This is a genomic window from Micromonospora sp. NPDC047740 (assembly GCF_043204735.1).
Classification (GTDB): Bacteria; Actinomycetota; Actinomycetes; order Mycobacteriales; family Micromonosporaceae; genus Micromonospora.
This window is the reverse complement of sequence record NZ_JBIDCT010000018.1, coordinates 99,695-119,754: the sequence shown is the minus strand read 5'-3', so window position 1 is coordinate 119,754 and position 20,060 is coordinate 99,695. Positions and strand designations below refer to the sequence as shown.

17 protein-coding genes and 1 riboswitch are annotated in these 20,060 nt (G+C 74.3%); of the genes, 3 read left to right on the top strand and 14 right to left on the bottom strand.

Going from position 1 to position 20,060, the window contains the following annotated elements:
* Positions 1 to 66: 66 nt before the first annotated feature.
* Positions 67 to 726, top strand: coding sequence for a helix-turn-helix domain-containing protein (locus tag ACGF4F_RS28820; RefSeq protein WP_357442695.1), 660 nt, complete (start codon positions 67 to 69; stop codon positions 724 to 726).
* Positions 723 to 2,048 carry an MFS transporter gene (locus ACGF4F_RS28815; RefSeq protein WP_357442693.1) on the top strand — a complete coding sequence of 442 codons (1,326 nt, stop codon included), beginning with the start codon at positions 723 to 725 and terminating at the stop codon, positions 2,046 to 2,048. The genes ACGF4F_RS28820 and ACGF4F_RS28815 overlap by 4 nt, the downstream gene beginning before the upstream one ends.
* A 101-nt stretch (positions 2,049 to 2,149) precedes the next feature.
* Here ACGF4F_RS28815 and ribH read toward each other — a convergent pair whose 3' ends face one another.
* The 7 genes from ribH to rpe all read right to left on the bottom strand — a co-directional run bounded on the left by ribH (position 2,150) and on the right by rpe (position 8,345).
* Entirely contained in the window at positions 2,150 to 2,650 is a 501-nt protein-coding gene (gene ribH, locus ACGF4F_RS28810) for a 6,7-dimethyl-8-ribityllumazine synthase (RefSeq protein ID WP_357442691.1), read from the bottom strand.
* Between the two features lie 2 nt (positions 2,651 to 2,652).
* Complete coding sequence (locus tag ACGF4F_RS28805; protein ID WP_357442689.1) at positions 2,653 to 3,918, bottom strand: bifunctional 3,4-dihydroxy-2-butanone-4-phosphate synthase/GTP cyclohydrolase II; 1,266 nt, start codon at positions 3,916 to 3,918, stop codon at positions 2,653 to 2,655.
* A complete protein-coding gene (pnuC, locus tag ACGF4F_RS28800) occupies positions 3,915 to 4,610 on the bottom strand; it encodes a nicotinamide riboside transporter PnuC (protein WP_357442687.1) in 696 nt (231 codons plus the stop codon). The genes ACGF4F_RS28805 and pnuC overlap by 4 nt, the downstream gene beginning before the upstream one ends.
* A complete protein-coding gene (locus ACGF4F_RS28795) occupies positions 4,610 to 5,227 on the bottom strand; it encodes a riboflavin synthase (protein ID WP_357442685.1) in 618 nt (205 codons plus the stop codon). The genes pnuC and ACGF4F_RS28795 overlap by 1 nt, the downstream gene beginning before the upstream one ends.
* The gene (gene ribD / locus ACGF4F_RS28790) at positions 5,228 to 6,289 is read right to left on the bottom strand and encodes a bifunctional diaminohydroxyphosphoribosylaminopyrimidine deaminase/5-amino-6-(5-phosphoribosylamino)uracil reductase RibD (RefSeq protein ID WP_357442683.1); all 1,062 of its coding nucleotides are present in this window, start codon (positions 6,287 to 6,289) and stop codon (positions 5,228 to 5,230) included.
* 164 nt (positions 6,290 to 6,453) lie between these two features.
* Positions 6,454 to 6,625: riboswitch (FMN riboswitch) on the bottom strand.
* A gap of 81 nt (positions 6,626 to 6,706) precedes the next feature.
* Entirely contained in the window at positions 6,707 to 7,663 is a 957-nt protein-coding gene (locus tag ACGF4F_RS28785) for a response regulator (protein WP_387280644.1), read from the bottom strand.
* A gap of 1 nt (position 7,664) precedes the next feature.
* A complete protein-coding gene (gene rpe / locus ACGF4F_RS28780; RefSeq protein WP_357442679.1) occupies positions 7,665 to 8,345 on the bottom strand; it encodes a ribulose-phosphate 3-epimerase in 681 nt (226 codons plus the stop codon).
* Between the two features lie 336 nt (positions 8,346 to 8,681).
* On the opposite strand from rpe, the gene ACGF4F_RS28775 reads away from it, so the two are divergent.
* The gene (locus ACGF4F_RS28775) at positions 8,682 to 9,572 is read left to right on the top strand and encodes a septum formation family protein (protein ID WP_357442677.1); all 891 of its coding nucleotides are present in this window, start codon (positions 8,682 to 8,684) and stop codon (positions 9,570 to 9,572) included.
* 49 nt (positions 9,573 to 9,621) lie between these two features.
* Here ACGF4F_RS28775 and ACGF4F_RS28770 read toward each other — a convergent pair whose 3' ends face one another.
* From ACGF4F_RS28770 to metK, 7 genes are all read right to left on the bottom strand, one after another.
* The gene (locus ACGF4F_RS28770) at positions 9,622 to 11,373 is read right to left on the bottom strand and encodes a M28 family metallopeptidase (RefSeq protein WP_357442675.1); all 1,752 of its coding nucleotides are present in this window, start codon (positions 11,371 to 11,373) and stop codon (positions 9,622 to 9,624) included.
* A 551-nt stretch (positions 11,374 to 11,924) separates the two neighbouring features.
* Positions 11,925 to 13,604: an RsmB/NOP family class I SAM-dependent RNA methyltransferase gene (locus tag ACGF4F_RS28765; protein WP_393082067.1), complete on the bottom strand. Its 1,680-nt coding sequence runs from the start codon at positions 13,602 to 13,604 to the stop codon at positions 11,925 to 11,927.
* A complete protein-coding gene (gene fmt, locus ACGF4F_RS28760; RefSeq protein WP_357442673.1) occupies positions 13,601 to 14,527 on the bottom strand; it encodes a methionyl-tRNA formyltransferase in 927 nt (308 codons plus the stop codon). The genes ACGF4F_RS28765 and fmt overlap by 4 nt, the downstream gene beginning before the upstream one ends.
* A 4-nt stretch (positions 14,528 to 14,531) precedes the next feature.
* Positions 14,532 to 15,092: a peptide deformylase gene (gene def, locus ACGF4F_RS28755; protein WP_073835274.1), complete on the bottom strand. Its 561-nt coding sequence runs from the start codon at positions 15,090 to 15,092 to the stop codon at positions 14,532 to 14,534.
* A gap of 188 nt (positions 15,093 to 15,280) precedes the next feature.
* Positions 15,281 to 16,264 (bottom strand): AAA family ATPase, encoded by a 984-nt coding sequence (locus ACGF4F_RS28750; RefSeq protein ID WP_357442671.1) that lies wholly within the window; start codon positions 16,262 to 16,264, stop codon positions 15,281 to 15,283.
* Positions 16,265 to 16,612: 348 nt separating this feature from the next.
* Entirely contained in the window at positions 16,613 to 18,745 is a 2,133-nt protein-coding gene (locus ACGF4F_RS28745; RefSeq protein ID WP_357442669.1) for a primosomal protein N', read from the bottom strand.
* Positions 18,746 to 18,804: 59 nt separating this feature from the next.
* Positions 18,805 to 20,010, bottom strand: coding sequence for a methionine adenosyltransferase (metK, locus tag ACGF4F_RS28740; protein WP_357442667.1), 1,206 nt, complete (start codon positions 20,008 to 20,010; stop codon positions 18,805 to 18,807).
* Positions 20,011 to 20,060: the final 50 nt, after the last annotated feature.

Below are 20,060 nucleotides of genomic sequence, written 5' to 3'. Positions count from 1 at the left end.
GTCAATCACGAACATCATGGAAACAGAACTTTCGAAGGTTGCCTTTCGAAAGGTATGCTTCGACGCATGCCCGAGCAGCAGCCCCGCGAGATCACCGACGTCGACACCCTCCGCGCCCTGACGCACCCGTTGCGACTGCGCATCCTCGACGCCGTCGGCCTGTACGGCCCACTGACCGCGACCGAGGTGGCCGAACGGGTCGGCGAGAGCCCGGCGAACTGCTCCTGGCACCTGCGTCAGCTCGCCCGGTACGGCTTCGTCGCCGAGGCCGGCGGCGGCACCGGCCGGCAGCGACCGTGGCGGCTGGTCACCGACGGGCACCGGTGGGGCGAGGGCGAGGAGAGCCCGGAGCTGGCGCGGGCCGGTGACGCGGCCGCCCAGGTCCTGCTCGACCTGGAATACCGCAAGCTCCGGGACTGGATGGCCATCCGCCGGCAGCAGTCCCCCGCCTGGCGGGACGCCGGCTTCTTCAACCAGTTCATCGGCTGGTACACCGCCGACGAGCTCGGCGATCTGAAGGAGGAGCTCCGGTCGCTGTTCGGGCGCCATCTGGACCGGCTCTCCGACCCGGCGGCCCGACCGCCGGGTTCCCGGCCGGTGCGGCTGATGGCCTGGGGCGTACCCGAGGTCGACGGGCCGGTCGTCGGTGGCACCGACGCCGGGAAGGACATGGAACACGGACCGGTCGTCGGCGACACCGACGCGGAGCGGAACGGGGAACGATGAGACACCTGCTGCGCCGGCCGGACTTCCGGCTGTTCTTCCTCGCGTTGACCGTCAGCATGATCGCCGAGTCGGTCCTCCTCCTGGCCCTGGCCGTGTGGGTGAAGGAGCTGACCGGCTCCGACGGGCTGGCCGGCGCCACCTTCGTCGCGCTGACCGCGCCGATGGTGCTGGCCCCGCTCGTCGGCTGGGTGGTCGACCGGGTGCCCCGCCGAACGCTCTTCGTGGCGCTCAACGTGGCCACTGCCGTGCTGCTGCTGCCGCTGCTGGCGGTCCGCGACGACGGCCGGCTTTGGATCGTGTACGCGGTCGCCGCCGGCTACGGGCTTTCCTACATCGCGCTCGGCGCGACGATCACCGCGCTCGTGCAGGAGCTGGTCCCGGCCGATCTGCTGCCTGACGCCAACGGCGCGTCCCAGACCGTCAAGCAGGGGCTGCGGCTGGCCGGTCCGCTGCTCGGTGCCGGCCTCTACGTGCTGCTCGGCGGACCTGCGCTGGCCGCCACCTGCGCGCTCGGCTTCCTGGTGGCCGGCGCGGTCGGGCTGGGGCTGGGCCGCGCTCCGGCTCCGGTTGCGGGTGACGGGTTCGGGTCGGCGGCCGGCGGCGACCCCGGCGCCGCGCCGACCGGGGCGGTGCCCTCGGGCGGAGCCGACGTCCTTGCCGCCGGCGGGCGCGGTGCCCTGGTCGCCGGGGCCCGGCACCTGATGGCCGAGCCCGCGCTGCGCCGGGCACTGCTGGCGGCGGTGGTCGCCACCATCGGGCTCGGGTTCGGGGAGACGCTGTGGTTCGCGTACGTCGACCAGGGGCTCGGCCGGGAGCCGGCCTTCCTGGGGGTGCTGGTCTCGCTCCAGGGGATCGGCGGGCTGGTCGGCGGCCTCGCCTCGGCGGCGCTGGTGCGCCGGCTCGGGGAACTGGGCACCATGGCGCTCGGCATGGCCGCTCTGGCCGCCGGCAGCCTGGCCCTGGTCCGGCCGGCCCTGGGGCTCGCCGTCACCGCCAGCGTGCTGATCGGGCTCGGGCTGCCGGCCGCGATGGTGGGCATCATGACGCTGATCCAGCGGCGTACCCCCGGGGACCTGGTCGGCCGGGTCTCGGCCGCGCTGGACGCGCTGGCCAGCGGCCCGCAGGCGGTGGCGATCGGGGCGGGCGCGCTCCTGGTCGGCCTGGTCGACTACCGGCTGCTGTACGGGGTGATCGGCGCGCTGCTGGTGGCCGCGACCGGCTACCTGCTCACCGGCCGCCGCCTCACCCCGCCCGCCGCCACGCCGCAAGGGGCGACGCCCACGCCGGTCACCGTCGGCTCGCCGTCGGCGACCGCGGGCTAGGCCCGCTGCAGGTCGGCGAGGTGGCGGTGTCCGGACGTCCTGGACACCGCCATCTCGGCGATTCCGCGCCGGCTACCTCGGCGGCCTGCGGGGCGGCGGCGTCAGCCGCCGAAGCCGACCCGGTGGCCGTTGGTGGCGTCGAGGCCGCGGATGGCCAGGGCGGCGTCCAGCGCCGCGACCGTGGCCGCCCAGCCCTTGTCCTCCGCCGAGCCGGGCAGCCCAGCCCGGTCCCGGGCCTGCTCGACGGTCTCCACGGTGAGCACCCCGTGCGCCACCGGCTTGCCCTCGTCGAGCGCGACCCGGGTCAGCCCCTCCGTCACCGACTTGCAGACGTAGTCGAAGTGCGCCGTGGCGCCCCGGACCACCACGCCGAGGGCGACCACCACGTCGTACCGGCGGGCCATCGCCTGGGCCACCACGGGCAGCTCCACCGATCCGGCCACCCGGGCCACCACGGCCCGCGCGCCGCACGCCTCGGCGGCGGCGACCGCCCGGTCGACCATGTGGTCGGTGAGGTCGCCGTGCCAGCGCGCGGCCACGATGCCGACGGTGAGCCCGGCCGCGTCCACCGAGGTGACGCCCGGTTCCCCGAAACCCGCCATGCCTACGCTCCGATCTCGTCACCGGCGACCGGGCGGCCCATCGGCGCCTCCGTCACCTCGTCCAGCCCCTCCAGGAGGTGGCCCATCCGGTCCCGCTTGGTCCGCAGGTAACGCACGTTCTCCGGGTTGGACCGCACGGGCAGCCCCTCGCGGCCGCTCACCGTGAGGCCGTACCCCTCCAGGCCGGCCCGCTTGGCCGGGTTGTTGGTCAACAGCCGCATCGAGCGGACGCCGAGGTCGTAGAGGATCTGCGCGCCGGTCCCGTAGTCCCGGGCGTCGGCGGGCAACCCCAGCTCGAGGTTCGCGTCCACGGTGTCCCGGCCCTGGTCCTGGAGCTGGTACGCGCGCAGCTTGTGCAGCAGGCCGATGCCGCGCCCCTCGTGCCCGCGCACGTAGAGCACCACCCCGCGGCCCTCCTGGGCCACCCGGGCCAGGGCGGCCTGCAACTGCGGGCCGCAGTCGCAGCGCAGCGAGCCGAAGACGTCCCCGGTGAGGCACTCGGAGTGCACCCGGACCAGCACGTCCCGCCCGTCGCCGAGGTCGCCCATGACCAGCGCGACATGCTCGGCCGGGTCGTGCTCGCTGCGGTAGCCGTACGCCCGGAACACCCCGTACGGGGTGGGCATCCGCGCCACGGCGATCTGCTCCACCTGCTTCTCGGTACGCCGCCGGTGGGCGATCAGGTCGGCGATGGTGACCAGGGTCAGCCCGTGCTCGGCGCAGAACTTCTCCAGGTCGGGCAGGCGCATCATGGTGCCGTCGTCGTTGACCAGCTCGCACAGCACCCCGGCCGGACGCAGCCCGGCCAGCCGGGTCAGATCGACCGCCGCCTCGGTGTGCCCGGCCCGGCGCAGCACCCCGCCCTCTCGGGCCCGCAGCGGCACCACGTGCCCGGGACGGGCCAGGTCGGTCGGGTCGGTCGCCGCGTCGGCGAGCAGCCGGATGGTGTGCGACCGGTCGGCCGCGGAGATCCCCGTGCTGACCCCCTCCCGGGCGTCCACGGTCACCGTGTACGCGGTGCCCCGCCGGTCCTGGTTGGTGTGGTGCATGGGCGGCAGGTCCAGCCGGTCGCACTCGCTCTCGGTCAGCGGAACGCAGATGTAGCCGGACGTGTAGCGGACCATGAACGCGACCAGCTCCGGCGTGGCCAGCTCGGCCGCGAAGATCAGGTCGCCCTCGTTCTCCCGGTCCTCGTCGTCGACCACGACGACCGGCCGGCCGGCGGCGATGTCCGCCACCGCCTGCTCGATACTCCCAAAGCTGGTCATGCCACGGCCTCCGAGTACGTCGGCGGGATCGGGGTGCGGGCGGGCGGGGCGGCCCGGGAGGCACGCCACCAGGCGGCCAGGCCGGCCACGCAGAACCCGCCGTAGACCAGGTACATGGCGGCCGACGGGTAGAAGCCGCCGCGCAGCAGCAGCGGTACGCCGACCGCGTCGACGGCGATCCAGACCAGCCAGAACTCCACCCAGCCGCGGGCCATGCCGTACGTGGCGAGCAGGCTGCCGACCAGGATCCAGGCGTCCGGCAGCGGCCCCCACGAGCCGAGCGCGGCCAGCACCGGGTACGCGGCGGCCGTGCCGACCAGCGCGGCGGCGAGCAGACCGAGCCGCTCCCGGCCGGTGGCCCAACGCGGGACGACCGCCGGCTGCTCCCCGCCGCCGGCCCGCCGGCTGCGCGACCAGCGCCACCAGCCGTACAGGCTCACCGCGAAGAAGAAGACCTGCCGGCCGGCCTGGCCGTAGAGGTCGTGCGCCTGCGGCGTGGCGAAGACCCCGCCGAGGAAGACGGTGAACAGCAGGGCGTTGCCGATCATGCCGATCGGCCAGGCCCATACCAGCCGGCGCAGCCCGAGCAGCGCCGAGGCGAGGCCGAAGACGTTGCCGACGATCTCCCGGACCAGCACCGGCGAACCGGCGACCTGGAGCTGCGCGTCGAGCAGCCAGCCGAGCGGGCCCATCAGCGGTCACCGCCCGGGCCGGGCGCGCCACCGGCGAGCAGCCGCTCGACGTACTTGGCCAGCACGTCCACCTCGAGGTTCACCGGGTCGCCGGGCCGCTTGGCGCCGAGCGTGGTGAGTTTGAGGGTGGTGGGGATCAGCCCGACCGCAAACCAGTCGTCACCGACGTCGGCGACGGTCAGCGAGACGCCGTCGACGGTGATCGAGCCCTTCTCCACCACGTACCGGGAGAGCGCGGCGGGGAGCCGGAAACGGACCGTCTCCCACTGGGCGGCCGGCTCCCGGGAGACGATCTCGCCCACCCCGTCGACGTGCCCCTGCACCAGGTGCCCGCCGAGCCGGCTGCCGAGCGCGGCGGCCCGCTCCAGGTTGACCGGGTCGCCCGGGCGCAACGCGCCGAGCGCGGTGCGTCGCAGGGTCTCCCCCATCACGTCGGCGGTGAAGACGCCGCCGTCGACGTCGACCACGGTCAGACAGACCCCGTTGACGGCGATGGAGTCGCCGTGCCGGGCGTCCGAGGTGACCAGCGGGCCACGGATGGCGACCAGCGCGGAGTCGCCTCCGGTCTCGGTGGTCCGGACCACCTCACCCAGCTCCTCGACGATGCCGGTGAACATTCAGCCCTCCCTCTTCCGGGGCAGCGCGGTAATCCGCAGGTCGGGGCCGACCTGCGTAACGTCGGTGATCTCCAGATCGATGGCGTCGGCGATGGTCGTCACGCCCGCGTCGAGCAGCGCGGTCGGGCCGGCGCCGAGCAGCTTCGGCGCGACGTACCCGACGACCTTGTCGACCAGGCCGGCGGCGAGGAACGCGCCGGCCAGCCGTGGACCGCCCTCCAGCAGGGCGGCCCGCACGCCGCGGTGGTGCAGCTCGGCGAGCAGCGCCGGCAGGTCGACCCGGCCGTCCGGGCCGGCCCCGACCTCCGCGGCGGTGGCGATCCAGGTCCGGGCGGCGCCGTCGCGGACCCGGGCGTCGGCCGGGGTACGCCCGGAGCTGTCCACCACCACGCGCAGCGGCTGCCGGATGGCGAGGGTGCCGTCGCGCAGGTTGCGGGCGGTGAGCCGGGGGTCGTCGGCGAGCACGGTGCCCACTCCGGCGATCACCGCGTCGACGGTGCCGCGCAGCGCGTGCACGTCGATCCGGGCCGCCTCCGAGGTGATCCACATGCTGGTGCCGTCGGCCGCCGCCGAGCGCCCGTCCAACGTGGCCGCGTACTTCCAGATCAGGTACGGCCAGCCGCGGCGCATCGAGGTGAGCCAGGCGACGTTGCCGTCCTCGGCCTCCTCGGCGCGTACCCCCGTCTCGACCTGGATCCCGGCGGCGCGCAGGGTGGCCGCGCCGCCGGAGGCGACCGGGTTGGGGTCCGGGACGGCGACCACCACCCGGGCGACCCCGGCGGCGATGAGCGCGTGGCTGCAGGGGCCGGTGCGGCCGGTGTGGTCGCAGGGTTCCAGGGTGACCACGGCGGTGCCGCCGCGGGCCCGCGTGCCGGCCTGGGCGAGGGCGACGATCTCGGCGTGCGGGCCGCCCGCGTACGCGTGGAATCCCTCGCCGACGATCTCACCGGCCGAGTCGAGGAGCACGCAGCCGACCACCGGGTTGGGGCTGGTGGTGCCGAGACCGCGGGCGGCCAGCACGATCGCACGACGCATCGCCTCGTCGACGGAGACGCTCGCCATCGCCTGCCCCTGCCCTCTCGCTCGCCGGTCGCGCGGGCGGGGCTGGGAGTCGGCACGGATGCCGCGGACACGCGGCGGCGGAGATCCGGGGACGGCAGCGCCGACCCCGAGAAGCCCACGCGGCGGCTGAGGGTGTCAGCGGCCGGCAGGGGCCTCCCCGTCCCGCGCGCTGTCTCCCATCCGGACTGTCTGGGGGCGGACGAGCCGCGCCCCAACCGTCGGCCCCGGATTCTCACCAGGTCCACCGGGCGGCAGAGCCGTCCGGGTCGCGGGCTTACCACGGTCGGACCGTGGATCACCGCCGGTTCGGAATTTCACCGAGCCCCGCCAGCGCGTGGTGGGTACATCGGAAGTCTTACACGCCGGGTGGGGGGCCGCGCCACATAGGCGAGGTACCTCACAGGGAAGACCGCACGATCACGTAACGCCGCGCCTGCGGTCGACCGCGACGTACGACCCGGGTTGGCTCTTGGCGACCGTCTTCATCTCGGAGGCGACGGCGATCGCCTCCAGGGGGTTGGTGAAGCGCTTCCCGGGATCGGAGAGGGAGACCCCGATGGAGAGGGTGACCAGGGCGGCCCGGCGGATGTTGCCCCGCCGGTCCTTCAGCTCGACGAAGCCGCGCTCCCGGTCGATCGGGTCGTAGAGGGCGTCGGCGGCCTTCTCGAAGTCCTCCACCGCCCGGAAGGTCAGCGGGCGGACCTGCTCGGGGGTGCAGACGATGACGAAGTCGTCACCGCCGACGTGGCCGAGGAAGGCCGGCGGCAGGCCGATCGACACCACCGCCCGATGCAGGCTGCGGGCCAGCGCCGAGATGAACTCGTCGCCGCGGACGAAGCCGTACCGGTCGTTGACGCTCTTGAACCGGTCGATGTCGATGTACCCGACGGCGTAGTCGGCGCCGTTGCGCACCCGGTCGCTGATCTCCCGCCGGATCCGGCTGTTGCCGGGCAGCCCGGTCAGCGGGGAGACCTCGCGGAACTCCTTGTTGCGACGCAGCGTGGAGCTCACCCGGGCGACCAGCTCGGCGGTGTCGAAGGGTTTGACCAGGTAGTCGTCGGCGCCCGCGCTGAGGCCGTTGACCTTGTCGGAGGTCATCCCCTTGGCGGTCAGCATGATCACCGGGAGGGCCGAGGTCATCGGGTCGGCGCGTAGTCGCCGGGTCAGCTCCAGGCCGTCGATCCGGGGCATCATGAGATCCACCACGGCCAGGTCCGGCCGCTGCTGCTCGATAACGTCCAGGGCCTCCTGGCCGTCACTGGCGTGCAGCACCTCGAAACCGTGCAGGCGCAGGTTGAACTCGACGAAACGGGCAATGTCCTCGTCGTCGTCGACGACCAGGATGACGTCGGGTCGCTCGCCGGCCGGGTCCACGTCAGGCCCCGTGGGCCGCGCGTTCCGCCAGGGCGCGCAGGCGGCGTACCGCCTCCGCGGGATCGTCGGCGCCGTAGACCGCGGTGCCCGCGACGAAGGCGTCGGCACCCGCCGCGGCGGCCTGCTCGATGGTGTCGGCGGCGATCCCGCCGTCAACCTCGATCCGCAGCTCCAGGTGGCCGCTGTCGACGTGCTCCCGGGCGGTACGCACCTTGTCGAGCAGTTGCGGGATGAACCGCTGGCCGCCGAAGCCGGCCTTGATCGTCATGATCAGCAACGTGTCGAAGCTGGGCAGCAGCTCCAGGTACGGCTCGATCGGGGTGTCCCGGTCGATGGCCAGCCCCGCCTTCGCGCCGGCCGAGCGGAGGTCCTTGGCCAGCGCCACCGGGTCGTCGCACGCCTCGGCGTGGAAGGTGACGTTGTACGCGCCGGCGTCGGCGTACCCGGGGGCCCAGCGACGCGGGTCCTCGATCATCAGGTGCACGTCGAAGGGCAGCTGGGTCACCGCGCGCAGGCTCTGCACCACCGGCAACCCGATGGTCAGGTTCGGCACGAAGTGGTTGTCCATCACGTCCACGTGCAACCAGTCGGCGGCGTGCTCGACGGCGCGGACCTCGTCGGCGAGGCGGGCGAAATCGGCGGCCAGGATGCTGGGCGCGACGATCGGCGGCGGTACGGTCACCGGGCCAGTGTACGAACGCGGTCACCCGCCGTCCGCAGCGCGGCACCGACGGAGACTCGCTGTGATCCAGACGTGACCCCCGGTGCGGCACCAACCCGTCGAATGCGGGAACTCGGCACGAAAGGCCGTCCGCCACCGGCCGAACGACCGGAAGCCGGCGACACTCCAACAGGGACGGTCACGACAGTCGGTGCCGGAGGGACTCCCCGTAATCTGAGCGCCGGTGCCGTATGCTGCACCGCCGTGGCAGTCGACCGTTCCGGGGGTCGCGGCGCGGCGCGCGCCGAGCCGGAAACGGTCGAAGCAGGCGGTCGGCGACGGGGAGGTCGGTGCGCGATGCGGCGATGGGGGACGGCGCTAGCCGTCGGCATGACGGTGGCACTGGCGCTCGCCGGATGCGGCGCGCCGGCGGGGGTGGACCGGGACCTGACCGACGACTGGCCCGTCGTTCCGGCGGCCAAGGCCTTCCTGCCGGAGGCCGGGGTCTGCCATCCCACGATCCAGGACATCGGCTACCTCAGCGGCTACAACCCGGTCGACTGCGCCGCGTCGCACCGCAGCGAGACGCTGCACGTGGGCACGCTGTCCGGCCCGGACGCCGACCGGGGAGCACCCCCGCGCGCCGGGTCCACGGGGATGCGGACCGCGCACGCGGAGTGTGACGGGCGGGTCAGCAAGGCGGTCGGGGCCGACTGGCGGTCGGGACGGCTGCAACTCTCCGTCGTCTTCCCGTCGCCGGCGGCCTGGGCCGGTGGGGCCCGCTGGTTCCGCTGCGACCTCTCCGAGGTGGCCAGCCTGGACGACCGCAGCGTGACCGCCCGCTCCGCCAGCCTGCGCGGCGCCCTGGCGCCGGGATCCCCGCTGACCCTTGGCTGCTACAACCCGAAGCTCAAGAAGGACGACATCGAGCAGATGCAGCCGGTCGCTTGCACGGCCAAGCACCACGCCGAGTTCGTCGGGGTCTACCAGTTCCCCGACATCACGTACGCCGAGTTCAAGCGCACCTCGCTGCGGGCACACAAGGCGTGCCAGGGGCTGATCGCGAAGTACGTCAAGGTGCCGAACAACAGCGACATGCAGTACCGGTCCGGCACGATCATCTACCACCCCTTCGAGGAGGAGTGGACGAACGGCGACCGGGGCGTGCAGTGCTTCCTCTGGGTGTCGGAGCGCACGCTGACGAAATCGCTGAAGGGCGCCGGCAGCAAGGCCCTGCCGGTCCGGTGAGCCGCGCGGGGGCGGGGCCGACCCCGGTCGGTCCCGCCCCGTCGACCGGTCAGCCGACCTGCAGCGTCACGTCGTCCACGACGAAGCTGGTCTGCAGGGAGGCGTCCTCCACGCCGGTCCACTTCAGCGTCACCGTCTGCCCGGCGTACCCGGCCAGGTTGAAGGTCCGCTGCTGGTAGCCGCCGGCGGCGTTCAGGTTCGAGTACGTCGCCAACGTGGTCGTGCCGACCTGCACGGTCAGCTTGTCGTACGCCGTGGTCGTGGTGGTCTCGGCGGTGTCGATGTGCAGCCAGAAGGCCAGCGTGTAGCTGGCGCAGCCGGTCGGGAGGGTCACCGACTGCGAGAGCGTGTCGGTGTGGCTGGTGCCGTACCCGTCCAGCCACGCCTTGTACGACCCGGTGCGGGCCGGCTGGCTCGACGAGCTGGTGATCACGCCCGAGCTGGCGGTCCACGGGGTGGTGCCCGATTCGAAGCTGCTGTTGCCGATGAGCTGCCCGCCGGCGCAGCCGCCCGTGCCGGTCACGGTGAGGGTGTAGCTGGTGCTGTGGGTGACCGAGCCGGTGCCGGTCACCGTGATGGTCCAGGTGCCGGTGGCGGCGGTCGACGAGGCGGAGACGGTCATCGTGGCCGAGCCGCCCGAGGTGACCGAGGACGGGCTGAACGAGACGGTCACCCCGCTCGGCGCGCCGGTGGCGGAGAGGCTGACCGTCTGGGCGCTCCCGCTGGTGGTGGCGGTGCTGACGGTCGCGGTGGTGGTACCGCCCCGGGCCACGCTGCCCGAGGTCGGGCTCACCGCGACGGAGAAGTCGTTGGTCGGGGTGCCGCCTACCGCGAGCTGCCAGATCGCGTACGCGATCCCGTCCGCGGCGCGGTTGAGGATGGTCGCGTTGATGTTGCTCGTGGTGTCGCAGGAGCGGTGGTAGCAGCCGTCGTACGCCGCCCCCGCGGTGCCGCCCCACTTGCTGGCCTGCGCCGCGGTCTTGGTGTAGCTGGCGCCCGCCGCGTAGCCGGAGGTGGGGATGCCGGCGTTGGCGAACGAGTAGTCGTCGGACCGGCCCTGTCCTTCGGTGTTCTCCTCCGGCTGGAGATTGAGCGAGTCCCAGTACGCCTTCAGCGGGGCGGCCGTGGTGGAGGTGACCCGGTTGATGAAGTAGCCGCCGTTGGGCGAGGCGACCATATCGAAGTTGTAGTAGCCCTTGATGTAGCCCCGCTGGGTGGTGGTCAGCTGGTTGACGTAGTGCTTCGAGCCCTGAAGGCCCTGCTCCTCGCCGTTCCACCAGGCGAACCGGACCCGCTTGGTCATGGTCGGGTTCTGCGCGGCGAGCACCAGCGCGTTCTCCAGCAGGGTCGCCGAGCCGGAGCCGTTGTCGTTGATCCCCGGGCCGGCGGAGACGCCGTCCAGGTGGGCGCCGAACATGACCACCTGGTCGGCGGGGCCCTGCGGCCACTCGGCGATCAGGTTGCTGCCGGGGTAGGTGCAGGTGGTGCAGGTCTGCTCGGTGACGGTGTAGCCGGCGGCCTGGAGCTTGCCCTTCACGTAGGCGACCGAGGCGGTGTAGCCGGCCGAGCCCGCCCGCCGGTTGCCCCCGCTGCTGGTGGCGATGGTGTTGAACTGGGTGAGGTGGGCCTGCACGTTGGTCACCGAGATGTCCGGCGCCGCGAGGGCGAGGGCCGGCGCGGCGGCCACCGGCGCAGCGGCCACCGGCGCGGGGACGGCAGAGGCGGGGGCACCGGCCAGGGTCGCCGTCACGGCGGCGAAGAGGGCGAGCGTGAGGCCCGCGGTCGGGGTGCGGTGTCTCATGTGGACTCCTCGTGGGGTCGGCGGGGCGGGGTGGGCGCGACGCGTGGGCTCCGGCGCGGCCCTCGGTGTCGACGGACCGGCGATCGGAACAGTTACATGCGTCGATCGAATAGTCAACGGGGTGTCACATCCCGCATGCCCACTCCCCCAGCCGAGATGCCCCACCCCGCGCGTGTGTGCGCCCGCGCCGACGGACGACAACCGCAGTCCGCCTTTGGAGCTGACATCACAAACGACTCACCGGCCAGGCCCCTTCCCGGGCACACCACCTGACGAACCGGCTGAGCCGTTGACGACATCAACTCCCAAAGCCCGTCAAGGACTGCCGCCCGGCACGGCCAGATGGCTTCGCCGTGCGTACGACCTTGATGGCGCAGATGACTCACGTCAGCCGCCAGCCCGCGTCACACCGCCCTGGATCGTTCACGCCACCAAGTTCGTAGCGCGCAAAAGAGACACGCGACCCGCCGGGCCGCGGAGGCCCGGCGGGTGGCAGGCACGGGGCAAAAGGCCGGTCAGGGTCTGCTCCAGGCGGCACCGGACGTGGCTGCTCAGCCCCGCCGCAGCACCGCCAGGAACATCGCGTCGGTGCCGTGCCGCTGCGGCCACAGCTGCACGGTCGGCCCGTCCCCGAGCCCCGGCATACCCGCTGGCAGCAGCGGCCGGGCGTCGACGAAGTCGACCGGGAACCCCGCCCGGCGGGACGCCTCGGTCACCGTCACGTGCGTCTCCACGATGTGCGGCGAGCAGGTCACGTACGCGACCAGCCCGCCCGGACGGACCGCGCGCAGCGCCGCGGTGAGCAGTTCCCGCTGCAGGCGGGCCAGCGGCGGCAGATCGGACGGCTGCCGGCGCCAGCGGGACTCGGGCCGCCGGCGCAGCGAACCGAGCCCGGTGCACGGGGCGTCGACCAGCACCCGGTCGAAGTGGTCCTCGGGCAGCTTCGGATCCGAGCCGACCGTACGCCCGTCGGTGTTCAGCACGTTCACCGGCAGGCCCCGGGTGGCCTGCGCGACCAGCCGCGCCCGGTGCTCGGCCACCTCGACCGCGGTGAGCCGGGCGCCGCGCTGCGCGGCGAGGGCGCCGAGCAGGCCGGCCTTGCCGCCGGGCCCGGCGCACAGGTCCAGCCAGCGACCGTCCGGGCCGTCCAGCGGCGCGACCGCCAGGGCGTTCGCCACCAGCTGGGAGCCCTCGTCCTGGACGTGGGCGCGTCCCTCGGCCACCGCCGGCAGCTCCCCCGGCGCCCCGCCGGGCAGATAGACGGCGTACGGCGAGAAGGCACCCGGCGCCCCGCCGACCTCGTCGGCCAGCTCGATCGGGTCGACCAGGCCGGGCCGGGCGCACAAATGCACCGGGGGGCGCTCGTTGTCCTCGATGAGCAGCCGCCTCGTCTCACCCAGGTCACCGCCGAGCGCCTCGGCGAAGGCCCGGACGATCCACTGCGGATGGCTGTACGCCAGTGCCAGGTGCCCGATCGGGTCGGTCTGCTCCGACGGGGCGAGCTTCGCCACCCAGCCGTCGAGGTCGCGGGTGGCCACCTCTCGGAGCACCGCGTTGGCGAAGCCGGTGGCGCCCGGGCCGACCGCCCGGACCAGGTCCACGGTCGAGGAGACCGCCGCGTGCGCCGGGACCCGGGTGTGCAGCAGCTGGTATGCCCCGAGCCGCAGCGCGTCCCGCACCGGCGGGTCGATCCGCTGCACGTCCCGGCCGGCGGCGTCGGTGATGATCGCGTCCAGGGTGCCGGTGTGCCGCAGCGTGCCGTAGGTCAACTCGGTGGCGAAGGCGGCGTCCCGTCCGGCCATCCCCTCGTCGCGCAGCATGGCCGGCAGCACCAGGTTGGCGTACGCGTCGTCCCGGTGCACCGCCGCGATCGCCTGGTACGCCACGTGCCGCGGCAGGTCGACGGTCGGCCGGCCGGGCCGGCGGCCGGCGCCGAAGCGCCCCTCGCGAGGCGACCGCTCCCCCGGCCGGGCCGGGCGCTCGGCCCGCTCCCCGCCGACGGGCCGGCGGCCCTCTCGGGAGCGCTCGGGACCGGCGTACCGTCCCGCGCCGCGCCCACCGCCGGAGCGGCCGGCGTCGTCGGACGCGTACCGCGGACCGCGCTCGCCACCACCGGAGCGCTCGCCGTCGCGGGGCCGTCCCGCGCGGTCACCGGCGGGCGGCCGGGCCGACCCGCCGCGCGGCCCGCCGGCGGAGAAGCGCTCGTCCCGGGGCTCGGCCGGCCCCGTCACGCGAACTCCTCGCCGGCGACGACCCGGGCGCCGCGCGCCCAGTCGCTCGCCGACATGGCCTTCTTGCCGGCCGCCCGCACCTCATCGAGCCGCACCGGGACGGTGGCCGTGCCGGCCAGCACGTGGGACTTCTCGACCAGCAGTTCGCCGGGCTTCAGCTCCGGGCCACCGGCCACCGGGGTGACCGGGCCGAGCTTCACCCGGTCGCCGCGGAAGGTCGTCCACGGGCCGGGGGCCGGCGTGCACGCGCGGATCCGCCGGTCCACGGCGAACGCCGGGTCGGTCCAGCGGACCCGGGCGTCCTCGACGGTCAGCTTCGGCGCGAGGGACACCCCGTCGGCGGGCTGCGGCTCGGCCCGGGCGGTCCCGTCCTCGAGCGCGTCGAGGACGGCCACCAGCAGACCCGCGCCCGCGTGGGCGAGCCGCTCCAGCAGATCCCCGGAGGTGTCGGTGGGGCGGATCTCGTCGGTGAGCGTGCCGTACACCGGGCCGGTGTCCAGCCCCGCCTCCAACTGGAAGACGCTGGCGCCGGTCACCTCGTCGCCGTGCAGCACCGCGTGCTGCACGGGAGCCGCGCCCCGCCAGGCGGGGAGCAGCGAGAAGTGCAGGTTGATCCAGCCGTGCCGGGGGATCTCCAGCGCCACCGGCGGCACCAGCGCGCCGTACGCGACCACCGGCACGCAGTCCGGGGCCAGCTCGCGGAGCCGGTCCAGGAACTCGGGCTCGCGCGGCTTCGCCGGGGTGAGCACCTCGACGCCGTGCGCGTCGGCCCAGGCGCCGACCGGCGAGCGGACCAGGCCGCGGCCACGGCCGGCGGGCGCGTCGGGACGGGTCACCACGGCCAGCAGCTCGTGACGGGACGCGGCGACGGCGTCCAGGGCGGGGACGGCGACGGCCGGCGTGCCGGCGAAGATCAGACGCACCCGGTCACCGCCCCAGCCCGAACGGGTTGCCGGCGGCGTGCGGGCTGAGCTTGACGGTCGGCGGGGCACCCGCGTCGTACCACTCGGCCTGGCGGATCGCCTTCATGGCCGCCTTCCGGCCGGCCGGGTCGAGGCGGTCGACGAAGAGCACCCCGTCGAGGTGGTCGGTCTCGTGCTGCACGCACCGGGCCATCAGGCCGGTGCCGACGATCTGCAGCGGATCCCCGTAGCCGTTGAAGCCCTTGGCGATGACGTTCTGCCGGCGCTTGGTGTCGAAGTAGAGCCCGGGGATGGACAGGCAGCCCTCCGGGCCGTCCTGCTCCTCCTCGTCGGGGAACTCCAGCACCGGGTTCACCAGGTGCCCGAGGACGTCGTCGACGTCGAAGGTGAACACCCGCAGGCCCACCCCGAGCTGCGGCGCGGCCAGGCCGGCACCGTTCTGCTCGCGCATCGTGTCGGTCAGGTCGGCGATCAGCTTGCGCAGCTCGGCGTCGAAGTCGACGACCCGGTCGGCCGGCGTGCGCAGCACCGGATCCCCGAACAGACGGATGGGCTGAACGGTCACGCGGAGTGGCTCCTTGTCTGAAACGAGTGGTGCCGTACCAGTCTACGGAGTCATCCCTGCGGCCCCCGCCGGCGTACCGCGATCGGCGCCCGGCGGCCCGTCACCCTCGGTGACGGGCAGGGTGGCGTAGCCACGCAGGTGAGCCGGACCCGGCGCCCGGGCGGCCCGGCCAGGACGCCGCCCCCTGCTCAGGCGCCGGCGCCCGGCTCCCCGGCCAGCACCGCGTCCCCGCCGAGCAGGGCGTGCTCGGGCAGCGGCAGCGCGATCCCGTGGGCGGCCGCCCAGTCGTGGATCAGGCTGGGGTTGACCTGGGCGGCGAAGTAGTCGACCGCGCTCATCCCGCCGACGACCGGCTCGTCGACCTCGGCGACCAGCTTGGCGGGCACCAGCGGAAAGCCGTTCTGCAGGGCGGCGCTGAGCCGGCGGTGTCCGTCGACCACGAAGAAGTACTCCCCGGTGTAGCCGATGGTGAGCGGCTCCAGGGCCTCGTCGCCGGCCTCGGCCACGTCACCGACGAACTCGGAGTCCCAGAGGCCCCGCAGCGTGGCGATGTCCTCGGTCGGGTAGACCCGGGCCGGGTCCAGCAGCAGCAACGGCTGGCCCTCACGCAGCACGTCCTCGCCGAGCCGCCCCTCGAACACGTCGATGACGTGCTGGATCACCTGCTCCGGGGTGGCCCGGGTGGTGTCGCAGATCAGGTCGTAGTTACGCAGCCGCGCCTTGTCGACGCCGTACCGGACCAGGAACCGGCCGCGCTCGCTCTCGCTGCGCTCCCGGAGCTTGGCCCGGGCCTCCTCCAGCGAGGTGTAGCTCTCGGCCGGGCCGGACGGGCGGGCCAGCACCCGCCGGGCCGCCTCGGTCGGCTCGGTGATCATGTGCACCTTGAGCGCGTCGGTGAAGAAGTGCCAGGCCAGCCGGGAGTCCATCACCAGGCGCTCGCCGGAGGCGGCGATGTCCCGCTGGAGCTGGTCGACGTACCCGTCGACGGCCTGGTCCAGCTCGGCGTGCAGGTTGAGCTGGAGGGCGGTCATCTGCCGCTCCTGGGCCATCTGCCGGTAGAGGTCACCGACGCTGACCCGGCGCAGCCCCAGCCGCTTGGCGATCTCGACGGAGACGGTGCTCTTGCCGCTGCCGAGGTCACCGTTGAAGACGATCGATTGACGGACGGTCACGACTGGTCCACCCCTGCTCACCGGCTGATTGACATCATCGATTTGGCGTCGCCCCCGACAACCCCAGCTCGGCGCGCCTGACGCCGCGCCACGACCTGGCGCCGTCGTCACCGCGCTCTCGCCTGCGTCGCACCCCCGGGCATGACGGGCGATGCTATCACGCAGTCTCTACCCATTTGCCGGACGAGGTGTGCGGCACGCCTCTGCGGACCTGCCGAAACACCCGAAGATTCCCGGAAAGCGTGGCCATCCGACGCCGGACGGCCACGCTGCCCGGGCGTACCTCGGTCTGCCCCTCGTGGCGAGCGGCGCGGCCGGCGGAGCGCGGGGCGGTGGGAGGCGGGGTGATCAGAAGAGGCTCAGCGGGTCGACCTGGAGGCGGACCGGGTCGGCGGCCTTACGGGCGCTGCGTTGTCCGGCCGCCTCGTGCAGCGCCTCGGCGAGCGCGGCCGCCCGGGCCCGGGGCACCCGGACCAGCATCCGCTCCCGCCCCTCGTCGGCGGGGACCGGACCGAGCACCTCCGCGCCGTCCGGCAGCCGGGCCCCGGCGAGCAGGTCCGCCACCGCGTCCGCCACACCGGTGACGCTGGCCATCCGTACCGCCGGGGGGAAACCCAGCTCACGGCGCTCGGCCAGTTCCCGGACGGCGAACCAGGCCGCGTCCCAGCGCAGCAGGGCCTGCACCGGGGCGAGGGCGCCGTCGGCGACCACCACCACCCGGCCACCCGTCACGCCCGGGCGGGCCAGCGCGGCCGCGGCCAGCCAGCGGCGCAGCGCCTCCTCGCCGGCCCGCAGGTCGGCCCGGGTGAGCAGCGCCCACGAGTCGAGCAGCAGCACCGCCCCGTAGCCACCCTCGGCGACCGGCTCCGCGCCCGGCGTGGCGACCACCAGGCCCGCCCCGCCCGGCACCGTGCTCAGCACCTCCTCCCGCCCGGAGGTGCGGACCGGCACCCCCGGGAAGGCGCGCCCCAACTCCTCGGCGGTCCGCCGGGCGCCGGTGACCGCGGCGCGCAGCCGCCGTCCACCGCACTCCGGGCAGGCGTACGCGGCGGCGACCCGGCCGCACCAGCGGCAGGCGGGCACCCGGTCGGCGGCCGGCAACGCGAGCGGCCCGGCGCAGTGCGGGCAGCGGGCCGGCGTCCGGCAGTCGGCACAGGCGACCGAGGGCAGGTAGCCCCGGCGGGGCACCTGGACCAGCACCGGCAGGTCGGCGCGGAGCGCGTCCCGGGCGGTGGTCCAGGCCAGGCTGGGCAGCCGGGCGGAGGCCGCGCCGGGGTCCCGGGCCAGCTGCGGGTCGTCCCCGGTCGGCGCGATCGCCGGCACCCGGGCCCGTACGGTCGCCCGGTCGGCGACCACCTCACGGGCCCAGCCGGTCTCCACCAGCAGCTGGGCCTCCGCGGTGCGCGCGTACCCGCCGACCAGTGCCGCCGCCGCGTCGAGCTGGGCCCGGGTGAGCAGCACCTCCCGGGCGTGCGGGTACGGCGCCCGGGGCTCGGCGTGCAGGTCGTCGCCGTCGTCCCAGATCGCCACGAGGCCGAGCCGCCCGGCCGGGGCGAACATCGCCGCCCGGGTGCCGATCACCACGGGCACGTCGCCCCGCAGGGCGGCGAGGAAGGCACGGTAGCGCCGGGCCGGGCCGAGCGCGGCGGAGAGGCAGACGTGCCGGCCCGGCCCGAGGGTGCCGGTCAGGGCGGCGTCGAGGCGGTCCAGGTCCCGGGCGTCGGCCACCACGACCAGCGCGCCCCGGCCACCGGCCACGGTGGCGGCGACCGCGTCCGCGTACCGGGCCGCCCAGTCCTCCCCGGGCAGCGCGGACCAGACCGCGCGCGGCGCCCGCCCGTCGGTGAGCGCCCGCAGGAAGGCCGGCCCGGCCGGGTAGTCCCGCCACCCGCGCGGGTCCACGCTGGTCCGGTCGCCGCCGGCCGGCGCGGACGGTCGGGCGACCGCCTGCGGCGACGGCCCGGCGACCATCTCGGCGGCCGACGGGTCGGCCCCGGCGGTGGCGCCTTCCCCGCCCGGACCGTCGGCGTCGCCGGTCGTCGCCGCGGCGGCCGAGTTGTCGGCGCCGCCGGTCGTCGCCGCTGCGGCCGAGTTGTCGGCGCCGCCGGTCGTCGCAGCCGCGGCGGCCGGGTGTCCGGCGTCGCCGGGCGGCGCGGCTGCGGTGACGTCCTTCTCGACCCGGGCGTGCCGGGGCGGCACGGCGAGCCGGAGCACGTCGGCGAGGCTGCCGGCGTACCGGTCGGCGACCGCGCGGGCCAGCCGGGCGACCTCCGGCGCCAGCACCGGCACCGGCGAGACCACCTTCTCCAGGTACGCCAGCCGGGGGTGGTCGGACTCCGCCACCCGGTCCAGCAGCCAGCCGTCGACGAGCTGGCCGGCGAAGCGCACCTTCACCCGCACCCCGGGCCGCGCCTGGGCGTCCAGCTCGGCGGGGACCAGGTAGTCGAACGGCCGGTCGAGGTGGGCCAGGGGCAGGTCCACGCAGACGCGAGCGACCGGCGACCCGTCGGCGGGTCGCCGGTCGCTGCGCCTGGTCGCGGTCAGGCTCCCGCAGCCGACTTGAGGTCGGCGGCCCGGTCGGTGCTCTCCCAGGTCAGGTCCGGCAGCTCCCGGCCGAAGTGGCCGTACGCGGCGGTCTGCTGGTAGATCGGGCGGAGCAGGTTGAGGTCCCGGATGATCGCGGCCGGGCGCAGGTCGAACACCTCGGCGACGGCCTTCTCGATCGAGGCGACCGGCACGGTCTCGGTGCCGAAGGTCTCGATGAAGAGGCTGACCGGGTGGGCCTTGCCGATCGCGTACGCGACCTGCGCCTCGCAGCGCTCGGCGAGGCCGGCGGCGACCACGTTCTTGGCCACCCAGCGCATCGCGTACGCGGCCGAGCGGTCCACCTTGGACGGGTCCTTGCCGGAGAAGGCGCCGCCACCGTGCCGGGCGTAGCCGCCGTACGTGTCGACAATGATCTTGCGGCCGGTGAGGCCGGCATCACCCATCGGGCCGCCGATCTCGAAGCGTCCGGTCGGGTTGACCAGCAGCCGGTAGCCGTCGATGTCGAGACCGAGGCCCTCCAGCTCGGGAGTGATCACGTGGTCCCGGATGTCCGGGGTGAGCAGCGAGTCGAGCGAGATGTCGGCCGCGTGCTGGCTGGAGACCACGACGGTGTCGAGCCGGACCGGGCGCAGCCCGTCGTACTCGATGGTCACCTGGGTCTTGCCGTCCGGCCGCAGGTACGGGATGGTGCCGTCCTTGCGCACGGCGGCGAGGCGGCGGGCCAGCCGGTGGGCGAGCGCGATCGGCAGCGGCATCAGCTCGGGCGTCTCCGAGCAGGCGAAGCCGAACATCATGCCCTGGTCGCCGGCGCCCTGCGCGTCGAGCGCGCTCTCCGACGAGCCGGTACGCAGCTCGAACGCGTTGTCCACGCCCTGCGCGATGTCCGGCGACTGGGCGCCGATGGAGACGCTGACACCGCAGGAGGCGCCGTCGAAGCCCTTCTTCGACGAGTCGTACCCGATCTCCAGGATGGTGTCCCGGACGATGGTCGGGATGTCCGCGTACGCCTTGGTGGTCACCTCACCGGCGACGTGGACCTGGCCCGTGGTGATCAGGGTCTCGACCGCGACCCGGCTGTGCGGGTCCTGGGCGAGCAGCGCGTCGAGGATGCCGTCACTGATCTGGTCGGCGATCTTGTCCGGGTGGCCTTCCGTGACCGATTCGGACGTGAAGAGACGTGTCACGGCACTCCTAAGCATGTGAAAACTCTTTGAAAAGGTCGCTCGGCGGCAGTTTAGTCACCTGTCTC